Origin of the sequence: Butyrivibrio sp. VCD2006, assembly GCF_000423925.1 — a bacterium.
GTDB lineage: Bacteria > Bacillota > Clostridia > Lachnospirales > Lachnospiraceae > Butyrivibrio.
The window spans coordinates 16,219-38,110 of sequence record NZ_KE384109.1 but is presented as its reverse complement, the minus strand read 5'-3'; the positions used below and the strand labels follow the sequence as shown (position 1 = coordinate 38,110).

Annotated in this window: 15 protein-coding genes; 3 read left to right on the top strand and 12 right to left on the bottom strand. The window is 40.5% G+C overall.

The window, feature by feature from the left end; translation table 11 throughout:
• Window positions 1-74: 74 nt before the first annotated feature.
• Window positions 75-1,076, bottom strand: coding sequence for a hypothetical protein (locus G586_RS0120110; protein WP_026529139.1), 1,002 nt, complete (start codon window positions 1,074-1,076; stop codon window positions 75-77).
• A 765-nt stretch (window positions 1,077-1,841) separates the two neighbouring features.
• Here G586_RS0120110 and G586_RS0120105 point away from each other — a divergent pair.
• Window positions 1,842-3,986: a CocE/NonD family hydrolase gene (locus G586_RS0120105; RefSeq protein WP_026529138.1), complete on the top strand. Its 2,145-nt coding sequence runs from the start codon at window positions 1,842-1,844 to the stop codon at window positions 3,984-3,986.
• Window positions 3,987-4,093: 107 nt separating this feature from the next.
• Here the strand turns inward: G586_RS0120105 and G586_RS0120100 are convergent, their stop codons facing one another.
• Both G586_RS0120100 and G586_RS25420 read right to left on the bottom strand, forming a co-directional pair.
• A complete protein-coding gene (locus G586_RS0120100; protein WP_026529137.1) occupies window positions 4,094-5,248 on the bottom strand; it encodes a glycosyl hydrolase family 8 in 1,155 nt (384 codons plus the stop codon).
• 265 nt (window positions 5,249-5,513) lie between these two features.
• Window positions 5,514-8,435: an Ig-like domain-containing protein gene (locus G586_RS25420; RefSeq protein ID WP_051204973.1), complete on the bottom strand. Its 2,922-nt coding sequence runs from the start codon at window positions 8,433-8,435 to the stop codon at window positions 5,514-5,516.
• Window positions 8,436-8,673: 238 nt separating this feature from the next.
• Here G586_RS25420 and G586_RS0120090 point away from each other — a divergent pair, with 238 nt between their 5' ends.
• A complete protein-coding gene (locus tag G586_RS0120090) occupies window positions 8,674-9,186 on the top strand; it encodes a hypothetical protein (protein WP_026529136.1) in 513 nt (170 codons plus the stop codon).
• Between the two features lie 91 nt (window positions 9,187-9,277).
• On the opposite strand, the gene G586_RS24195 is transcribed toward G586_RS0120090, so the two are convergent.
• The 7 genes from G586_RS24195 to G586_RS0120055 all read right to left on the bottom strand — a co-directional run bounded on the left by G586_RS24195 (window position 9,278) and on the right by G586_RS0120055 (window position 18,680).
• A complete protein-coding gene (locus G586_RS24195) occupies window positions 9,278-9,787 on the bottom strand; it encodes an AAA family ATPase (RefSeq protein WP_051204972.1) in 510 nt (169 codons plus the stop codon).
• 409 nt (window positions 9,788-10,196) lie between these two features.
• Entirely contained in the window at window positions 10,197-14,726 is a 4,530-nt protein-coding gene (locus tag G586_RS0120080) for a leucine-rich repeat protein (RefSeq protein ID WP_026529135.1), read from the bottom strand.
• 314 nt (window positions 14,727-15,040) lie between these two features.
• Entirely contained in the window at window positions 15,041-16,285 is a 1,245-nt protein-coding gene (locus G586_RS0120075) for a leucine-rich repeat protein (protein WP_026529134.1), read from the bottom strand.
• A 289-nt stretch (window positions 16,286-16,574) separates the two neighbouring features.
• Window positions 16,575-17,588, bottom strand: a complete 1,014-nt coding sequence (locus G586_RS0120070; protein WP_026529133.1) for a PD-(D/E)XK nuclease family transposase — start codon at window positions 17,586-17,588, stop codon at window positions 16,575-16,577.
• Between the two features lie 301 nt (window positions 17,589-17,889).
• Window positions 17,890-18,213: a hypothetical protein gene (locus tag G586_RS0120065; RefSeq protein WP_026529132.1), complete on the bottom strand. Its 324-nt coding sequence runs from the start codon at window positions 18,211-18,213 to the stop codon at window positions 17,890-17,892.
• A 58-nt stretch (window positions 18,214-18,271) separates the two neighbouring features.
• Window positions 18,272-18,481: a hypothetical protein gene (locus G586_RS0120060; protein ID WP_026529131.1), complete on the bottom strand. Its 210-nt coding sequence runs from the start codon at window positions 18,479-18,481 to the stop codon at window positions 18,272-18,274.
• On the bottom strand, window positions 18,462-18,680 hold the full coding sequence (locus G586_RS0120055; RefSeq protein WP_026529130.1) for a helix-turn-helix domain-containing protein: 219 nt from the start codon (window positions 18,678-18,680) through the stop codon (window positions 18,462-18,464). Before G586_RS0120055 ends, G586_RS0120060 begins: the two co-directional genes overlap by 20 nt.
• A 216-nt stretch (window positions 18,681-18,896) precedes the next feature.
• Between G586_RS0120055 and G586_RS0120050 the strand changes: the two genes are divergently transcribed.
• Window positions 18,897-20,402, top strand: a complete 1,506-nt coding sequence (locus G586_RS0120050; protein WP_026529129.1) for a hypothetical protein — start codon at window positions 18,897-18,899, stop codon at window positions 20,400-20,402.
• Window positions 20,403-20,418: 16 nt separating this feature from the next.
• Here the strand turns inward: G586_RS0120050 and G586_RS24190 are convergent, their stop codons facing one another.
• Together G586_RS24190 and G586_RS0120040 are read right to left on the bottom strand one after the other, a co-directional pair.
• Entirely contained in the window at window positions 20,419-21,174 is a 756-nt protein-coding gene (locus G586_RS24190; RefSeq protein WP_051204971.1) for a hypothetical protein, read from the bottom strand.
• Window positions 21,164-21,742 (bottom strand): helix-turn-helix domain-containing protein, encoded by a 579-nt coding sequence (locus G586_RS0120040; RefSeq protein ID WP_026529128.1) that lies wholly within the window; start codon window positions 21,740-21,742, stop codon window positions 21,164-21,166. The genes G586_RS24190 and G586_RS0120040 overlap by 11 nt, the downstream gene beginning before the upstream one ends.
• Between the last annotated feature and the right edge of the window lie 150 nt (window positions 21,743-21,892).

Genomic DNA, 21,892 nt, shown 5'->3' with positions numbered 1-21,892 from the left:
GGAGAAGGAAAATTCCTCATTACGGATTATCATTCGCCCTGACTCAATCCTGGACATATCGAGGATATCGTTAATCAGGGACAGCAGATGCTGAGCTGAGCTCGCGATTTTTTCATCTCACGAATCATCACTGCAAAAACTGCGACCAGGATAAGGACAGCAAAAAAAGACATCAGGAGACTTCTTCTGATGATGCGCCATGTTATTGATCCAATCTGATTACTGATAACACTTTCTCTTATCAGATATGTCAGAACCCAGTCTGTATTATCAACCGGAATATAATAGAGAGTCTCTTCGATATTGTTGTACTCAAAAGAAATCTCACCCCGCCTGCCATTTTCAAAATCATCAACAAGAGCTTCGTAGTTGTAGTTTTCATCATATTTGGCATTGGACAGGGCTTCGAGAAGATTGTTCTCACTGGCAAGACCGCCAAGAACTATATTGGTCAGAGCTGTTCCGTCCTTTGTGTAGATATTGCAAAAAGTAGTGCTATTTGAATCCTTCGACTCAAAAGATATGCTCTCAAGCATGGTCTTCATGTCCATTTCCATGAAGCACACCAGTAGATGCGTGCCCTCGTAAGGCAAACGATCAACCGGAACGGCAATTACTATTTTTTTACCTTCTCTACCAAGGTTTCGTATAGATATTTCAGGACCTGAGATGGTCATGTAATCAAATGCATAGCTTTCGATGTCGGTTCTTGTTCCACGCGATGTATGGATAATCCCGGTTTCATCAACAAAAGCAAACTTTTCAAGGCCATAAAGCTGCTTCATTCTGGTCTGATAGCTCTGAAGGCTCTCCTGACTGGCAAGATTTTCCTTGGAAATAAGGCCAATCGCAACATCTAAGTCCTTTATATAATCTGAAAGCGTCGAAGCCACTACCTGTTCCCTTCGGGCGGTCATTTCCTCCATGAAAAGAAGGCTGACCTTCCTGACTGCATAAAGGGAATCCGTGCTGGCTTTTCTACCGGCCCAGAGAGTACCAAATACCATTATAATTGCAAAAAGAGTCCCACCAGTAATCGTAAATTTGATCGTGTCTTTGACATTACGCTTACCCATACTGTCCCTCCGCACTATTACTTTGGCATAGATTTTTCTTCAAAAAACGCCTATGCATCCAAAATAATAAATGACATTTTTATCATACAGCTAAGGTATTTAATGGATATAAAGCGTAGGTTAAAATTTTCTAAAACGTCAATATTTTAATGGCTTTTCATATATTTACGAGAGACTTCCGGTTTTTATACAATTCTTTATTCATTGTTTACACATTTTTAATGAGGGTGTTTGTTACAATTAGTTTACGGGATTATGCACTGCTTACCGCTTTTTGATAAATAGCCAATGACTCATTTAAAGAATAGGAAGGCCTGTCTGTCAACCACCCATCACCTAAAGGTAATGGGCTTGCATCTACCCTGTAGTTTGTTGCAATAACTCCTACATTTTAGCGGTGTGACTTCCGTGGTGATGCATCATAGGGTGGTTGACAACACCCTTTACAGACAAGATATGCTCATCTGTAACTGTATCAGGTACTCTGTATGTAAACCTCACGGATTACATATTCCCATGCCATACAGTATACGCAAACGCTTGAGTATATTTTACGCCGTTGCAAGTCTTATAACGGCAACCTCATATATACTTGCCAATGTACGAAAGAGTGCCTTTGGCGAACAGCGCGCCTAACGGTTTTCTCTTGGAACTTGCTGTTATGTATATTATAGCACATATGTTCTTGGACAACAATTTACAAGGCTCCTCCCACCACGCAAGCGTAGTGGGTTTCCGCCTACGACAAACGAAAGGATTTTATTTATGAAGAATAAGATTTCAGTGATATGTGTGATTTTTTCCTTGCTAATGATGTTAGTCGCTCCAGGTAACAGCAGAATTATTGGTCTTGCAGAAGAAGATTCCACTGAATATGATGGTAATCTTCGCATAGAGGACGGAATGCTAAGGCCCATGCTAGACTATTCCGATTTGCGTGATCCTGAATATACCAATGAGGACAACGATATTCAGCGTTTCTGCGTATATGTGGAGACCGATCATGACACGGATAATGATGGAATGGCCGATCTGGTTAAGGTTTTTGTCCAGGTTCCCACCGGCGCAGTAGATGGAAAATTCAAGGCAGGGGTCATCTACGATCCCACTCCCTATGGTGCAGGCATCGTGAATCAGTTTTACACTAGCCCCGATGACGCACTGCTTGAAAAGCCTTTCGATTATAAAACGCTGTATAATAGCGGGAAAAAGAGGAAAGCCTCCGGAGAAATGAGTACAAAAGAGGCGGCCGAAGCTGCACGCCCCGATAAGGATTGGAATTATGCTGTCCCTGATTCAGGTGGAGAGGGCTTTACTTATGGTAAATACTATGACTACTATCTTGTCCGCGGCTTCGCTGTTGTTGAATGCTCCGGTATCGGTACTTATGGCTCAGAGGGGTTTGAGCTGTGCGGAAGAGATCTCGAAAGAGATTCTCATAAATGCGTTGTCGAGTGGCTTACAGGCGACAGAATCGCCTATACTGACACAACAAGTAATATTCAGATCAAAGCTGATTGGTCCAATGGAAAGGTTGCCATGACAGGCTGCTCATATGGAGCAACACTTCCCTACGAAGTCGCAACTACCGGAGTAAAGGGGCTTGAAACCATAATCCCCTATGCAGGAATTGCTTCATGGTATGACTATACCAATTCCCAGGGCATATCCATTACTTCTGATCCGGAATATACCAACACCCTGGCAGCCTTTACCTGTGGCGGCGTTTTCCTGGATGATGACTGGACAGTACTTAATGATGAATATCGCTCATGGCTGTGGCAGATTTCCGAGGATGAAACTGAGGCCAACGGCAATTATGCTCCTATATGGGAAGAATGCGACTATTCCGACGATTATCAAAAGATTAACTGCTCTGCACTCATTATTCAGGGTCTGAACGATTTCAACGTTACCTCCAAACAGGCTAATCTTATGTATAACGCCTTTAAAAAGGCAAATAAGCCGGTTAAGCTCTTTTTACATCAGGATGGTCACAATTATCTCCATACTCTTGTGATCGATGATGAGCCCTGGCTTGAAATTCAGAATAAATGGCTCTCTCACTACCTCTATGATGTGGACAATGGCATAGAGGATATGTCTGAGATTACAGTTCAGAACAATATTACAGGTAAATTTGCCCGATATGATTCCTTTGGTGAATATCAGGAAGGTAAGGTATCTGCCGTAAAGACCGGTGATGTCACCGAGGTTTCAAGCGTCGGCCTTGCGGAGTACTCAGAGGAGGCATCCAAGAATAATACTCTTATCATAGATATGCAAGATGATTTCTACCTGGGCCTTGACGATAGAAATGCAGCCGTATATGACATTGAGCTTCCTGATGAAGCCACTATTTCCGGTGTTCCCGAGGTCCATGTCAGACTTTCCACAAATTCAGTAGATCTGGAAAGTATGATGATAACCGCCATTCTCATCGATACCACGGATGACGGCGAACCTTTTCATGCATATATAACCAAGAGTAAACTAAGTGACACCCTTCCTGTAAAAACCGTCAAGGAGCTGGATCAGGGCGGCGGCCTAGATCCTGCCCTGCTTAAGGACTATGTTCAAAGCTCTACACATGCCAAATGCTTTTCCTTCGGATGGACCGATCTCACCAATCCCGGCTGCGGATCTGACCAATCCGAGTATACGAAAACAGAGAAGCTTGAATCCGGAAAATATTACGATTACACCTTCTACATGCTTCCGACAGTATATACCGTGGCAAAGGGGCATCAATTAAAGCTCATTCTGACAACCTGGGATCCCTACAGAGTTATTTTAGATGATACCTGGGGACTTGATGCTTCTCTCCTTGAGGAGCAAAAAGAGCACACTTATTCCTATGTAATTGATAATTCATCGGTGGATGTGAGATTGCCGCTGGTGAAGGAGTGATGGTTTAAATTGTAATAGCCGCAGATTTTGCTCTTGTAAAGGTGGGAGCTTTAATCTGCGGCTATTTTTTGTTGTTTATGTTTTGGTTTTGAATTGGTTTTTTGGTCTTAGTAGATTCTGTAATTGCCGGAAAGAGCAAGGATTGCGAACAGATACAGGCAATTGTCGTAGTATCTTCTCACGCCTTTTCTCAAGGGCTGGTTCCAGAACCACTCTACCCACTTTGCTGCTACGGCGAAGTCGCTATCAGGGTCCTCGCTATAAGGAATCGCAAGGGCACTCTGGGCGATTGTAGCTAAAAGTCCTACGGGATGAAGAACAGTTCTCTCGAGAGGTGTTCCGTCTACTTTATATGCGCATCTTGCAGCCTCAAGGTCTGTTCCGAAGAACTTCATGACGCGAAGCGGAACTGCGAGCTGTCCTGCATCGGTTCCGAACCACTCAGCATCAAGGCCGATGTTGGCTGCTGTTCTGTAGGCGTCGCTGAAGAAGTCACCAAACTGTCCCCAAGGAAGCACTTTATCCATAGGTGATCCGTCAAAATTGGCATACTCAGGATTAAGTCCTGTAACGGGATGACAGGTTTTCACAAGAAATTCTCTGCTGACCCTTGCGGCCTCTGCGAAGAACTCTCTGTCCTCCTCATCAGCCCACTCAGCAAAAAGCTCATAGAAATGCGGAAGGTGATATGAAGGATCAGTATGCGGACTTCCGGGAACAAAGAGAATCTGGTGATTATCCCTATTCCACATGGGAGCGCCGGCTCTGCCATTTTCACCCTTATGAATGCAGGCTCTTAAGATGCTCTTAGCCTCCTCACTGTAATTGAAGATCCCCTCTCCGTCACCCCATCTGTGGGATGCAAAGAAAAGCGCCATCGCATAGAATTCCTCTCCGTCAGGAGCGGGGCCGTATGCGTTCTTGGTTCCGTCGGTCTGGCAGGACCAGGCAAAATAGCCTTCATTATCGCCCTCGTCCATGTACATGTAGGTCTTGGACCACTTCCAGATTCTGTCGAATTCCTCCTTCATATCGAGCTGCACACACATCATCATTCCATAGGACATGCCCTCTGTTCTGGCATCATTGTTGCCGGTGTCGGTGAGATATCCCATGCCATCGCCTGCTGTGTGATAGATTCGCTCCTCTTCATCATAAAAGAAGGTATCCACTACCTCTCTTATCTTAGCGTTTATTTCTTCGTCTGTTTTACCGATCTCCTTGAAAAGATTGCGGTATTCTCCGGTTTTATATGCGTTCATACTGTCTCCTTTTTACTTTAAACCCCAAAATGATTCCTTGCGTTTACTGTTGTAAAGTTGCCTGGCTCCTCTATCGCTTGCCGAAGCGAGAGCCGACTATGACTATTTTGGCATGAAAAGGAGATGTATTCTCCCTATTAATTGCTTTTTAGTATGTAATTCGTGGCATTCTGGGATTGACGTCCCCGGAGCTCATAATAGAGTATGTGGAATATTTCCTAAAACAAGAACACCTCAGGACCTGTCTGATCCTGAGGTGTAAGTATTACGCTTTTCTTTTAACGAATTTGAATTTGGCATTCTTGGCGCCAGCCTTCTTTAGCTTATTTACGAGTTTTGTGTATTTTTTGGGGCCGGATATGTATATCGTAAATTCAGCATCTTCATGAATGTTGGAAAAGGCTTTCTTGCCTATAGTTTTAAGATTTTCCCCGTATATTATTACTTTTTTCAGATTTCTACAATCACAGAAAGCTCTTGCTTCAATCACCGTTATTGTATTTGGAATAACTATCTTCTTATACTTACTCGAAATGAAAGCTTTACTCCCGATTTTGCTAACTGTATAGGTTTCGCCATTTACAGTTATGCTTGAAGGTATCTTATATGTCTTATTGTCTTTGTTTTTGATATGTTTGAATAACTTTACTTTACTTTCATTTGTGATCAAATAGCTTGCTTTATATTTTTCTCCAAATTCTATTTTCGTCCCAGTGGCTAAGGCTACCGTAATTTCGCAGCTTGCTGTTATAGCGTTATTATCATTGGAAATAGCTGTTATGATAGCTTGTCCGGGGCTCTTTGCAGTTACTTTTCCATCCACTACAGTTGCTACCGATTCGTTGGATGAAGTCCAGGTTACGGTTTTATTATCAGCATTTTCAGGAGCTACTGTTGCCCAAAGAGTTATGGAGCTTCCCGTTGTCATAGATTCTTTTGTTAAATCAAGTGTAATTCCTGTTACTGGTGTTGTTTGCGGAATAACAGGTATGGCAGAAACTGTAACGGTACAGGTTGCCTTTACATTGTTATTATCATTTGATACTGCTGTTATCACTGCAGTTCCGGGATTCTTTGCAGTTACCGTTCCATTTGCAACTGTTGCTACCGTCTCATTTGATGAACTCCAGGTTACTGTCTTATCATCGGCATTTTCGGGAACTATTGCTGCAATTAATGCGCAGGTATCGCCTACACTTAAAGATGACGATGTTTTATCCAGTGTGAGACTTGCTACAGGTACCTCTGTGTAGATAGTGCAGGTAGCCTTTGCATCGCTGTTATCATTTGATACTGCTGTTATTATTGCGGTTCCGGAACTAATTGCTGTTACTATTCCATCTACCACCACTGCTACCGCTTCATTTGATGAACTCCAGGTTACTGTCTTATCATCGGCGTTTTCGGGAGCTATGGTTGCTGTTAATGTGCAGGGCTCGCCTACCTTTACTGTTGCTTCTGTTTTATCTAGTGTTAGATCTGTTACATGTGTTATTTGAGGAACCGTAACTGTGCAGGTAGCGGTTTTCTCCTCATCATAATCAGACGTTGCTGTTATGATCGCTTGACCGGAGCTAATCGCAGTTACCGTGCCCTCTTCATCTACTGTTGCTACTGCTTCATTTGATGAGCTCCAGTTAACCTCCTTATTGTCGGCATCTGAAGGGCTAACTGTCGCTGTCAGGGTAACGTTTTCACCTATTTTAAGTGTGGCCTCTGTTTGATCAAGTATCAGACCAGTTACGGGAATTACAACCAATACTTCTATTGTGTCAGTTTTACTCATATCAGAGCCGGCTACAGCAGTTATCGTAACTGTTCCAGAACTGATTCCTTTAATAACAGCTCCTTCGTCATTTGGACCACCGTCAACGTCAGCAATATTTGTATTCTCAGAGATCCACTTGACATATTTATTTGTTGCATCCTCAGGTGAAACTTCTGCAGTTACCGTAAGTGTTTCACCAACTTCTATCTGAGCGTTTTCAATTGGCTGGTCATCCTTGTAGATTTCTATTGATTCAGCCTTCTTACCACCAAATAATTCAGAATAATCTTCCTTTAGATTGCTGTATTTATATTTAGATCCTGTTGCTTTGGGCTCATCCATTCGAGTGCCGATATACGGATCTACTCTTAAGTGACTGTCGCTCCCCAAATTCTCGATAGCATCTGTAGTCATATTAAAATATGCATGTCGCTCATCTACATCTTCTGTATCATTACCATCATCCCATGTGGAATCCACCTCATACCAATCGTCATCAATTTTTACCCTGTTCCAGGCATGTCCATTGTTAGTAGCTACCTCTGCGCTTGCACCTACCCCACCGGTGACTACAAAGGAATCTATGTTAACTTTATTAAGCAGATAGGAAAACGCCTGTGAATAGCCATCACAAACTGCACTACCCTCTACCAGTGCGCCATAGCCTGTATAGCAAATATGCCATGGTGTTGATTTTCCCCTGTAATATGAGACATTATCAATTAGCGCATCATGGATATAAACTTCCTTTTCCAGCTCCGTTGTACCATTCGGGATGCTACTTAGCAGTCTATTTGCAGCATTCATAAATTTATTATTCATAGCAGAATAATCATAGGGATACTGTGCAACTGCAGCTGCTGAAACATAATACTTATCCTCAGTTGTATCATAATAAGGTTGGAATCCCGAATATTGGCACATTACAAATTCAACCTTATCAATATTGTCATATATCGTAGCCTCTAAAACATGCTGGAAAAATACAGAATCATCATCACCAAAACTCTTATATTCATCATAGGCACTTTTGCTTATATTCACTGTAAAAGCATTATTCTCAAATGCGTCATCAAAACTTGTGCCATACGGAGCATGATTAGAAATAGCACCAACAAGCATCGGATAGAACTCTTTTTCCGAATCCGTTAAAAGCTCCCCATACTCACCAATTTTGCTTATTTTTCGGCTTCTGGCCTGCTTTTTAAGCGCTTTAGCCTCGTCTCCTTCAAGCTCAATAAGATCAAGCATTTTCGGCGCTTTAACAATTCTGTGATCACCGCCTCTGTGCCGAGCGGCTGCATGCGCTATTATTGGGCCTGAATAGGGGCCGAAAGAAATCCCCGTCACAAAAAGTGAGAGAATCATTAGCATTGATGCACATCTTTTCATTACACTTTTAACTCTGATTTTTTTCATAGATGTTTCTCCCCTCACATGAATTTGAATTTAGAAAATTCAGAATTTTTCTAGGAATTAAATCCTACGGGACGAGGTTTGTGGACCATTTTCATTTTGCCCCTATACCCCATCCCCGTAGCTCATTATACGCTATTTCATTTGTAATAATTATTAAAAAGCAATAAAATTTTGAAGGTAGCTCACTTATTTCGGAACCTGCAGGAACCTTAAAGATTATTCACTTTTCGTCTCAAAAGTGCGAAAATATAAAGAGATATACGATCTGGATATCGATGGGTTTAACGAATCCGAGGAAGATGATTTTGTTAAATATGCCATCAAAAAAGCGGTCACAAAGGCCATCGACGAATGTATAGATGAAGACATTCTTAAGGAGTTCTTTTTGAAATATCGAGAGGAGGTCATTGAGATGGGTGTATTGGAATACAGTGCCGAGAGACACATTAAGGTAATAGAGAATGAATTTTACTCCATGGGCGCTGAGGATAAAGAGAAGGAGCTTAAGCCTATAATTAAAACTCTTTCTGATGAGAATGTTACTCTCAAATCGGAGAAGTCTGCTCTCACTGATAAAAATGTCACCCTTAAATCTGAGAAGTCTGCTCTCACTGATGAAAATGTCACCCTTAAATCCGAGAAGTCTGCTCTCACTGATGAAAATGTCACCCTTAAATCCGAGAAGTCTGCTCTCACTGATGAAATTTCAAGACTTACAAAGTTACTTGAGGAGAATGGCATTAATCAGTAATGCATTATTCATCAATAGAAACAGCCAGGCAGTGCTGAGTGAAGTCTCACCAAACACTACCTGGCCTTTTTATATTCTGAAATTCTGTAATTCATCTTCTTGAAGCAACAAAGCCTGCGATCTGCTTTGAAGTTTCAGTTACGTCCATATTTGTGTTATCAATGAACATCGGAAATTTGCCCTTGTTCTTTCTGAACCACTGGTTGAAGCCAACATGAGGCGCGATCTTCTCATCTGAGGTAAAGCCTCTCTCGGCAGGTCTCGCCTTGAGCCTTCTGATGATTTCTTCGTCTGAAGGACAAAGCACGATGAAATCTGTAGATTCAACGCATTCCGGTATCTTGTGACTTGCTATATAATCCTGCGGATTTATGCAGGATACAAATACAAGATCTTTTCCCTCTGCCATCTCAACTGCCTTAGCAAGGGTATCATCTTTATATTGTGATTCATGGTCTGTTCCGGCGTAGTCCCACCAGTTAAGGCCGACTTCATCACTATCTACGCAGGCAAAAATGCTTCTATCCAGAGATGCCTCAAGAGCATCCTTCATTGTCGATTTTCCTGAGCCACAGGCTCCTGTGATTATATAAAGTTTCATGGTTAGTTGTTCCTTTCCCGTTTTGATTTAAGTAGTTACTTTGCAAGCGCTTTGACGATTTTTATATTAGCAAGCGGGAAAAGTTTTTTATATGGAAAAAATCATTATAACAGTTTTTGCCTCTTACGATTGGATTAGCGTAAGTTAGTAATTAAAGCAATAAAAGCGTCCCCCATTAGTCATATCTTCAGATAGGAAATGACATTATATGGTGGACGCATATTTTTTCTAATAACAATATGTTGATGTTTTATTAATTGTACCCTTTTTCTATCGAAGTTCGGATTCGTAAAAAATAAAACAGTGCCCCGGGCACTGGATACTATCGTGGGATAATATCAACGTGCCCGGGGCAATTGCCGAAAATCACACTATTTTCTAAGTACTATTATCGACAGACAATTCTGTCTTACTTAATCTTAATGTCTGAAGCAACCTTAGCTTTCTTGAGAAGCTTCTGGTAATCCTTCTTCTTGCTCTTAGGAACCTTGATGGTTGCCCCCTTCTTGATTCCCTTGAATGCATTCTTTCCAATGGATGTAATGCTTGTAGACTTGATTGTAACCTTGCTAAGCTTGCTGCATCCCTTGAACGCATTCTTGCCAATTGATGTTACTTCTGCAGGTATTGTAACTTTCTTAAGTTCCTTACATCCTGCAAAGGCATTTGCACCAATTTCCGTTACGCTTGAAGGAATTGTTACGGATGTCAGCTTCTTGCAATTCTTGAAGGCTCCGCTCTTGATGGCTGTTACCTTGTACTCCTTGCCCTCAATTGTAACTGTGCTGTCAATCTTTGCCTTCTTAGCCTTCTTATCCTTTGCTGCATTGAAGGTTACTTCGAAGTTACCGCTTACAACGTAGCTGCCGTTTGTTGTATCAGTAGTTGTTCCAACGGGTGCTGATATATCAGCAGCAGGTGCAGGATCCGGAGTAGGAGTAGGTGTAGGTGTCGGATCCGGAGTAGGCGCAGGTGTCGGATTATCAGGATTTGCAGGATCATTATTATTCTGGTTTCCACCACCGTTGTCGATTGCTGTACCGCTTGCAAGTTCAACGAATACAAATGTACTAAAGTGACTTACTGTGAAGTACATCGCACCATTCTTGAATACAGGTCTCAAAATCTCATATTTATTCTTCTCCTTATTAAAGTGAAGAATATAAAGTTTTGATGTATTCATATTCTTAGGAATAGGAAGCTTCAGTGTTACAGGAGAAATGAGCTCCTCGACAGTCTCAGGATTCTCTCCATTCTTACCTGTAACTGTAAGGTTCATATTAACCTGTTGTGCGTTCTCATATTGCGTTTCATCAACTGGTGCCTTCTGATCATCAGGCACAGCTTCAACATTAAGGCTGACATTTGTATTGGGATTAGCATTAAGTGCTGCTCCTGAAATCTCTACATCATTTGCTGAAGCTACTCCCAATGCACTAGCAAGCACCTGTTTACTCTCATTATCAGGTTCCACAACATCAACGTTAGCTTTTACTTTATACGCATCCTCAAGATCATTCAGTTTTTGAGAAACGGATTCGTTGTCTGCCAAATCAGCAATCCTGTCGACTCCGCCCATTCCTTGTAACTGATTCTTAAGTTCTTTCTGAGCGGTATTTGCATCAGCTGCATTTGTTATTTTGTCTGTAATATCATCTAGTTTGTCTCCAGCTGCTCCAGCTGTTAACGTCCTGATAGTGACTTTACATGAAGCCTTAAATCCACCATCTGCAGTAGTAACTGTTATTGTTGCAGTATTAGGATTCTTCGGATCTTCACTCGCCTTAACCGCAGTAACCAAGCCATCCTCAGTGACTTTGGCAATTCCAGGCGCATCACTCTCGTACGTAACTTTGGTGTTAGTTGCATTCGAAGGATAGATAATTGCCTTAAGTTGGTATGTATCTGCAACATCTCCTGAAACTCCGAGATTCAGATTCTCTTTTTCCAGTTTAATGCCTGTTACTTTAACAGTATTATCCTTCCAGCCAGCATAAAGAATAAGGCCGTTCTCAGCAGGAACATAATCTTTAATTTTACCAGGTGCTGCTACCAATGTAGTTGCCGATGCATCCTTATACCATCCTGTGAACACCAATCCTTCCTTGCCTTCACCAGTCTGATATGCATAAACATCTGTGCCTATTGAATCTCCCTGAATAATACGGAAATCCATATCATCTTCGGGTTCACCAGGATTGTCATTAAAATCTACCAATCCGCCATTACCATTAAATGTAACATCGATATACACGGCTTGATTCCAAATTGCTTCAAATGTAATACTTTCATTTACATCTATCCCATTTTTATTTGAGGAATCCCATGTAATAGTTTCTGATTTCCATCCACCAAATACTTCATTTTCATCCGTTGAATTAGCTACATACTGCGGCAAGTCAAGATATCCACCCTTAGGAAGAACTAATTCAACTTTTCTTTGTGGTGTATCAGAAGGATCCTCGGGTAAAATTGTTCCTTTTTCACCTGCATCAAGTATTACAGTAACTTTATCCGACGTCCACTTAGCTTTAACAGTAATATTATCATTTACTATCGTAGATGTAGTAAAGCGTTTGTCATCAGCAGTAAACCATCCAACGAAGTTTTCTTCACCAGTGGGTTGTGGAGTAGGTAAATACCAAACTTTTCCTCCCTTCACAACTTCTTCAGTTTTCTCATTGTCATAAAGCGTTCCAGATTCTCCTGGATCATAAGTTACTATGCATGGCGTTCCCCAAATAGCATATAAGGTTTCATCGCCCTCAGGAACATGCTTTGTAAGATCAAGTGTCTGTCCATTCTGTGTTGTTGAGAAGCCTTCTAGTATAAATCCGTCTTTATATCCATGTGCAAAATAATCTTTCGAATCATCGCTAATTACCGAAGATCCCTTTTTGATTGTTAATGTAGGTGTTTCTCCCTGCTGATGTGAATGACCCGATCCCTCAAGGAATACTTCTCCACCATTACCATCAAGTGTTATTACATAACCTGGCTCCCAAACTGCATAGAAATCCATCGGTTTAGACACAGTAAATATTGTACCTTGTGGAATAGTTTTTGAACTTCCTTCTGTCTCTGACCATCCAACAAATGCAAAGGCGCCTGCCATAGTTGGAATTTCACTTTGTGAGATAGATAATCTATCCCCTTCCTTAACATATGTCGAATAAATACTCTTATCTTTTGATGAAATATATTCAAATTCTCCGCCATTTGCGTGATATCTAACCGGAACCTTATCATACCAAACAGCATAAAGATTTATCTTATCGTCTTTAGGGATAAATGTTTTAAAATCCACCCTTTTAGTAAGATCCCCATATTCTGTTGACCATCCAGCGAACTCTTTTGTATCATCATTAACATAGTTTGCTAAATTCGGATAATCATCTCCGATTGGTCGTTTCTTTGAATAAGCAACTGAAATATCTGTATCTGGTCCCTTACCACGAAAACTAAAAACTGTTCCATACTGATTGCTCTCGTCATCCTCATTTGCACCTGCATGGAAAGTCACAATAGATCCTTTCTCAGGAATAGCATAGAGTGTAACATCCGCATCAGGAGTATAAGGTGGCTTAAAACGTTGGTTCTCATCTCCATCCTTATCGAAGCACCAATAATCCAAAACTTTATTACTTGGACCTGTACTATCATCCGGCCACAATACAATACGATCCATAAAATCAGTTTCAAGTTTATCTCCCTGATCTATTGTAAAACTGGAATAACCACTATACAGATATCCTCCATGATCCGAATCAGGATCAAGCGTTATCTCGTATGTGTCAGTATACTGAGCATAAACTGTAATATCATCTGTAGGCACATAGTCGTAATCAACAACTACCCCCTTACCATCTTCACTTTCATTAAAGCTGGAGCATCTTTTTCCATTCGATTTAAACGAATCATATGGTATATAGATTGAGTGCAACGAATATCCATCTATTACATGTTTTTCAACAGTATCATCTGTACGTCCTCTATTACCATCAAATGTTACCGTAAAATATTTGCTCCATTTTGCATAGAAAGTGTCCGTACCATCTTTCTTTGGTGAATAGGTGTAAAAACTAGTATCATTATCACCACTTTCATCACTCGTCCAATTCTTAAACTCTTTATCTGCCGTATTTGGCGTAACATACGAATTATCATATATAGGCATATAACACATATATGGAGCTTCAGAAGGAACATATTCTTTTGGATATGTAATAGTTAGAGTGCTTTTATCATAAGATCTTAGACTGCCTAAACGATAATAATCTCCCCAATCAATATAGCTTTCATAGTATTGATTAATTGTTCCACCATTAGCATTAAAAGTTACAGGATAGCCATCAGTATAAACAGCATAAACTGTAATATTCTGATATACCGAAGGACTAAACCCTAATTCGGTAACTACTTCTCCATCAGGTTCAAGTGACCAGCCAATGAAAGCCTTATCATTGCTCGCAGGGTAACAATATGGACTTATATCCAAAATAGTATTTTCTTCACTCAACCAATTTGAAACATATTTTTCGCCAGCCTCTTGTCCGTAAAAATGCCCCTCTCCGGGATCATAGGTAATTGCATGTGTCCAGTGAGCATACAGAGTTATATCCGCTTCAAATTCATATCCCCATATTGATTCATCGCCATTTTCATCAAGCGACCAGTAATCAAACGTCATATCTCCTACAGCATCGCCACTTTGGGGTAATCCAACTACATCATTAAGAATTGCTTTTGATGCCCCCTTATCAACGTCTGCGGACTTGGGATACTTATCATTAGCTTGATTTTCTTTGCAATACTCCTGATTAAGCCCATAGTCAAAGGTGATTGTAACCTTATCCTCAGCATGTGCTTTTATGCCAAAAGGCATAAAGATAAAACTCAGCATGAGTAACAGTAGTGTCTTCTTTAGAATCCCTCTCATAAGCTGCCCTCCAGTCTGACTAACTACCCCACATTAGTTCTTTTCTGTGATCTGACAAGCACTCCCATGATAAAATCCTATGCCAAATCACTGACAATCTCCCCATCTCCCAACTTGCAAGGCTAGGAAAACCCAATTGAGCAAATCATTTTCCAACACTTACATACATTAATTTTAATTCATTTGATTTGCCACAAACACACCTTTCACACCTTTGACATATGCCAATATTTGTCATAGAATGTGCCAACTTTTCAAGACAAAATAAGCCCCAGGCTTTTTACACCTGAGGCTCTAAAAGTGTCTTTATTATGCTACTTTATCTTTACTCCTGCCGGCAATTTTGCTTTCTTCAGAAGTTTTGTATATGCTTCCTTCTTACTCTTAGGAACCTTAATTGTTGCGCCTTTCTTGATTCCCTTAAATGCATTTTTACCTATTTTCTTAATCTTAGTAGATTTAATCGTTATCTTGTTAAGCTTGCTACAACCCTTAAACGCGTTTCCACCTATGGATGTTATATTTTTTCCTATTGTTACATTTGTTACTGTCTTATTTCCCTTTAAAGCACCTGCTGCAACTGCTGTTACCTTTGCTGTCGATCCATCAGGAAGAGTTACCGTCTCGGGAATGTTAATCTTCTTAGCGTCCTTTTTCTCCGACTTTTCATATTCAACTGTTGTCTCTCCGTCTTTGACCGAAATTACTTTATACTCGGCATTTTTCTCAGAATCCTCAATCTTGACACCTGCAGCAATCGTCTTCTTGATTTCAAAATTCAAGCTTACAGAACCAACATACCTTCCTTTTCCGACTACTTTTACTGTTGCCGTGCCAACAGCAACATTGTTAGAATATTCAAGCGTATAGTCCACATCTTTTGTTAATCCGTTTATTGTTACATCTGGTGTTATAGGCTGACCTGTATGTTCAAAACTGTTAACCGCCAAAGTAGGATTAAGCGTATTTATATCGATTTCCTTTTGAAATTCTACAAATAACTCATTCATAAAATTGCTTGTATATATATTAGCAGAGTCATTGTAGCCAACGTGATTATAAAACTTTATAGGTATCGTAATTGTTGTCGCTGTACTAGCTGTAACTGGGATTTTTTCATTAATAGTTAATCCTTCACCAGCGTCCATTACGTACATATAAATTCGCTTAGCTGTAGATGCCGCATAACCTTCCGGAACCGGAACTGTCAGTTTACCATCAAAATAGTCTTCATCTACAGTCGTCGTAAGCATTCCTAGAATATGGGTATTATACATGTAAATAACATCATATCCATTGTCAATAAATTCATAATAATTTGACCAAGCTCCGTCTCTTTCTCCTTTTTCCATCACAACATATGCATTATCTTCATCGTAGCTTGAATACTGATATGTATCCATCGTAAGTGTTGCCTTCTGAGCTATTATTTCGCCTTCAACATTTACATCAATATTACTGAACACATTCTCAGCTCTTACCTGAATTCCAGGCATTAACGTTAAAACCATCGCAAGCGACAATATCGCCGCACACACCTTCTTTAAAATTCTCATCATAGCTATCTTCCCTCCATCGACTTTTTGCCCCACATTGGTTTCTATTTTTCAATCTCCATCCCTTATAGTATCCGTTTAATCATTATTTATTCGCTCGCGTACATTAATTCTAATTCATTTGATTTGTCACAAACACACCTTTACTCCCTTTGACATATGCCAATATTTGTCACAGAATGTGCCAGCTTTTTGAGACAAATTAAGCCCCAGGCTTTTACACCTGGGGCTCTAAAAATGGCTCTAGTAAAACGTTTTATCAGAATGTTATTGCGGTCACAATGATCGATTGTTATTGCTTCGTACTTTTATATTCTTTTAGAAGTTCGTTATAAAACTCCTCATCATTCGTCGCTCTCTCTACATCGCTCCCTCTACCGGAACTAAAGAGCCAACGGTAGACATCCTGAAGCTCAGCATGTTCCTCAGCCTTGCCTTCAACCTTGCCTTCAGCCTTAGTCATCTGCATATCTAGGATAGCCATCTTTTCTTCCAATAACATAGCCTGAACCTCCTTATCTGCGGAGAACTCTGAAACCTCTTTTCTTATATCGTCAAAGAACGGTTTACCTTCCGTATCGTTTTTAATCTTGTCATTATTTATATCGGCAATCATTGCGAGTAGCTCCAGCAGCTCAACATCCTCATCTTCATTGTACGTGCCTGTAAGATATTCTTCAAGGGCTTTATCAAGCTGTACAAATGCCATCTGCCTTAGCATTGGGAATACCATCCCACTATCTGCAGTTGCTTTTGTGATCCTGTGGATGTATCTGTCTGACTTAAATTCCTTGAATATTTCAGGACTTTTTACCATGAGCACTACTATAATGACTCCCTTGACCTTCTCATAGTTCATTTCATCCTTTTTCTGTCCTTCATCAACAGAGTACTGTATCATGAGCATTTCTGATGAGTAGATATCCGCACGGTTATATATATAATTCTGTGCTGCCGCCTGTATTTCCAGGTCCGCTCTCCTGTGATCCTTAAGCCATGCAGGGATGTCACTAATAACTTTCTTGGAATATTTACTGCTCAAAATGCTTTCATTTGAGGCAGAATGATATACTTCAATGCTTTTATCGTTCATAACATGCTGCAATAAAAAGTCCAGACGCTCCGGATGCTTGTCTGGAGAAAAGGCTTTCTTTGCTATCGCATCCGAATATAGTTCTGCCAGCTTCTCACCATCAACAACAGCAAACAGGTCCTTTTTTGCTTCATCGGATATATGACTCTGGGTGATCCGCTCCCTTATATCAATTTCCTCATTTGGATTCCCTTTCCCATAAATTTCAGACATTTTTCATACCTCCAAAAACATAGTTCTCTAAGAGCTAAAATCCGCTCTATTACTGCAATTATATCACTTTTCAGGAACAGTTGTTCGAACAAAATCTTAAGAAATTTTTAATCTTATAAACAAGATAAGCAGGTTAGAAATAATCACTGAAACTGTCCCCTCTGGCATATGCCAATACTTGTCATGAAATGTACCAGCTTTTCTAAACAGCATAAAACCCCAGGCTTTTACACCTGGGGCTCTAAATTAATCTACTAATATGCTTTATTCAGAAGGTTATTATGGTCACAATGATTGATTGTTATTGCTTCGTACTTTTATATTCCTTTAGGAGTTCGTTGTAAAACTCCTCATCATTAGTCGCTCTCTCTACATCGCTTCCTCTACCGGAACCAAAGAGCCAACGGTAGACTTCCTGAAGCTCGGCATATTCCTCAGCCTTGCCTTCAGCCTTACCTTCAGCCTTTGTCATCTGCATATCGAAAATAGCCATCTTTTCTTCTAATAACATAGTCTGAACCTTCTTATCTGCGGAGAACTCTGTAACCTCTTTCCTTATATCGTCAAAGAACGGTTTACCTTCCGTATCATTTTTAATCTTGTCATTATTTATATCGGCAATCATTGCGAGTAGCTTCTGGGATTCACAATACACCATTGAAGCATCTATATTACGATTGAACTTACAGTAGCTTTTTTCGTGCCAAAAGAATTCTTTCAGCAATGTCTGCCGCGTTGTCAAAACCTGCCTCGTACAATTCTTTAGCAGGTTCATTTATTGCGTTTTCAAATTGATCAAGAACCTTGTGATAGTTGCTCATAGCTATCTTTTCACCGATTCCAACTTTTGCAGCCAGTGATTTGAAGCTTTCCTCATCTATTCCCCCTTGCATTAACAGCAATATCAAGCCCCAGCATATTTGCAAGATAAATAGCTTTTCCGAGTTCAGCTGTACTCTTACCATTTTCCAGATCTGAAATAAAACTAATACTGAAACCTGTAAACTCAGATATATAGCGCTGAGTATACCCCATTTCTTTCCTACGTTTTTTCAATGCTTTACCAAAATCAGCTGCATTGTTTACTACCATATCCGCCTCCAAAATAAGCCGTTCGGCGTAGTCAAGCTGCAAACAACTCCTTTGACATGTGCCAACTTTTGTCACACAATGTGCCAACTTTTCTCACAAAGTGTTATACTATTATTAATCAATTTCCGATTCATTTTTTCTTAAATAGCAAGATTTTCATATTTGTTTTTGTTAGTAATGCGCTTTTCATTTGGCCTTTACAGGGGGGATTTGCAGATGAATACAGCGGAGAAGCTGAATATCATTATGAATATCACGAACACCACCAATGCGGATCTTGGTCAGGCGCTTCATTTTGACACATCCTATGTCAGCAGAATTCGTTCGGGAAAAAGGGCGATTCCAAAGAAGATCCCTTTTATTGACCTTGCTGCCGACTATCTTGCAGATCAGATAACGGAAGATTTCCAGAAAACTGCTCTGTCACAGCTTATCCTTAAGGGTGAGCCCATTCCTTCTGATAAAAATGGTCTCAAATTACTGATCACCGATTACCTCAATAATAAAGCTGATGTGGATATCGCCGAGGAGCCGGTTGCAAAGCTGCTAAATGGCATGTCTGCTATGATGGGGCACAGGCAGGGTGCCGGTTCAAAGGGCATCAACGTGATGCCTGTCAGCATTCAGGCTGCTGCGGCTGAGCCTGATGTAGCTGATGACTCGTCATCCGTAGAAAAAATGTCCATTTTTTATGGAAACGAAGGAAAACGCACGGCGATAAGGCGATTTCTTCAGGATCTGTGCGGCGAGAATAGGCCATTTCAGCTGTTATTGTCGTCGGATGAAGATATGACCTGGATGATCGAGGATCCTGCCTACGCTGCTGAATGGTTAAAGCTTTTGTCTGCACTTTTGCAGAATGGCTCCAGAATCAGGATAATCCATCATGTAAATCGAAGTCTTGCAGAGATGCTAAATGCCATCGTTCAGTGGTCACCGCTTTACATGTCTGGAGCGATTGAGCCCTACTACTACCCCTTTATCAGGGATGGCGTGTACCGGCGCTCAATTTTTATTGCAGAGGGTCACTCTGCCGTTTTTTCCACATCTGTCGGAGAAAACACTGCAAATATGAGCAATTTTCTCACCTATGACAAGACTCTGGTTGACTCCTTGTCGCAGGAGTTTTCCAACTACTTTTCACTGTGTAAGCCGCTTATGCAGATATATACCAAGAGCTACAACAATGATTTCCTTGCAGGAGTTATCTCAAAGCAAAGCCACGGCAAGTACATCATGGCATCGCCTGCACCAACGGTCTGGTCGCTTTTCCCTGAGGTTGCTGCAACCATGCTTAAACGCTATGGCAACGAGAGCTTTATAAAAACACATAATAAAATCCATGAGATTTTCATAGAGACGCTGGAAAACGGCGGAGAAGTCACAGAGCTGATAACAAAGCCAAAGGATAATGGGAGCCCTGGCAACGCTATCCCTGTTCCGCATTGCGATCTTTTCGGATGCCCTATGCTCAGTTATACGCAGGAAGAGTATAAAATGCAGCTTGAAAAAATGGAGGAACTTTCCCGTAAATACAGCAATTATCGCGTTCTTACAACCGATATGATACCGCATGATATTTTAATATATGCACATTCAGAGCGCGACGCTATCCTTTCGGGCACCATGCCGCCCACCACAGCTTTTGTAATAAGGCAGCCGCAGCTATCCAATGCGTTTTACGAGTATCTGTCCAGGATTGAGGCTGAGATTAAGGTGTGATAACCAGATTCGCAGTTTATTTATTCTTGATGAGTTTATATAACCTGCTATATACATTGTCAATTGCCAGGTCTTGTTTTTCCAAATATTTTCCGACCTTAGCATAATCAATTTTCAGAGTAGCATATTTTTGTAAATATCTAAGATTCAAGTCAAAGCTTCCGCTAAAGGATTTGGCAAATGCAATCTTTTTATTCTGCTCCATGGTTTGCCCTAAATCATATCTTTTGTTTCCAACGAAGAGACTTTTTCCATTATCAAAAATAGGTGCTTCTCTAAATGTAGTTCCGTCATAAATAAGCCCGAAATTGTTAAAATGTCTATCCTCATTTAGAATAAGTGCATCCAAAACAAATGTATTAGCAAGATATTCTCTAAGATCCAGCCCAGTATTCGTTTTCATGAAATCAAGGACATACTCTATTGCATCATCGTAATCCATTCTGGAGGTCATTGTTATTAAATCATTGCCGGTAAGATTAGAATAGATCCTATAGAAAGTTATAAAGCTTTCATTTGCATCATTTAAGAAACTCTGGCTACAGCATCCCGGCTCACCATTTATGATAATCTGAGAATACAGCACATACTTATCAGTCGGAAAACCACTTAGTTCCAATACTTTAGATACCAGCTCCTCTGCAGCTCCTTCTCCACCATATCGATCCACCTTATACCATTTACCATTGTCAAAGTATTTTATCTGTGTCCCATCACTGGTTCCCTGATCCATAATCAGATAGCTATTGTCCAAATTTTTCTCAGGAAGCATGTTTTGCCCTCGTCAATTCTTTATATGTCAGGGTTTCCCCCTCGAATTTAAACCATGTTTTGTCCTGTACCATTTTCCCATGGGTCTTTTTGCATATCTCGAAAGGATTATATTCCTCAAGCCCCAATATCTGCAGCATGCGCTGACTGTCAGGTCTGTGCTCATCCCAGCATCTGTCACGGATTATTCTGCCAAAAACAAATCTGCTTATCTTGTCAGCATAGAAAATCTGTTTTACCGGATTAAGGTCATAACGGTCTATTGTAACTTCAAGCTCGCCAATATGGACCGATCCTATGACCTCATCTTCCCACATTAGCATGAAATCAGGCATAACCTTAGCCTTATCCATCTCTCTTATTACAAATTGGTAGTATAAATCACCCATGGACATGTCAAGACATCGAGCAATCTTGTATAGGCTCTCACTTTTGGCATCTTCAATTTTCTTTTTTCCTGTAAAAAGGTTGTAAACTGTAGAATATGCCACTCCGGAGCGCTCACTCAGGGTATGGAGATTCAGGCCTTTTCTATTTAGTTTTTCCTTCAAAATTATGTCAGTATTCATATATAAATTTTATCGTAGCTGCGATAAAATTTCAAATTATATTCTGCAGGAACTTTCGTACATTTTTATATTTCCACACTCCTTTGCATTCCCGAATCACAAATTCAATATGCCACAGTAAAAATTCACCATAATCTGCTATAATAAATA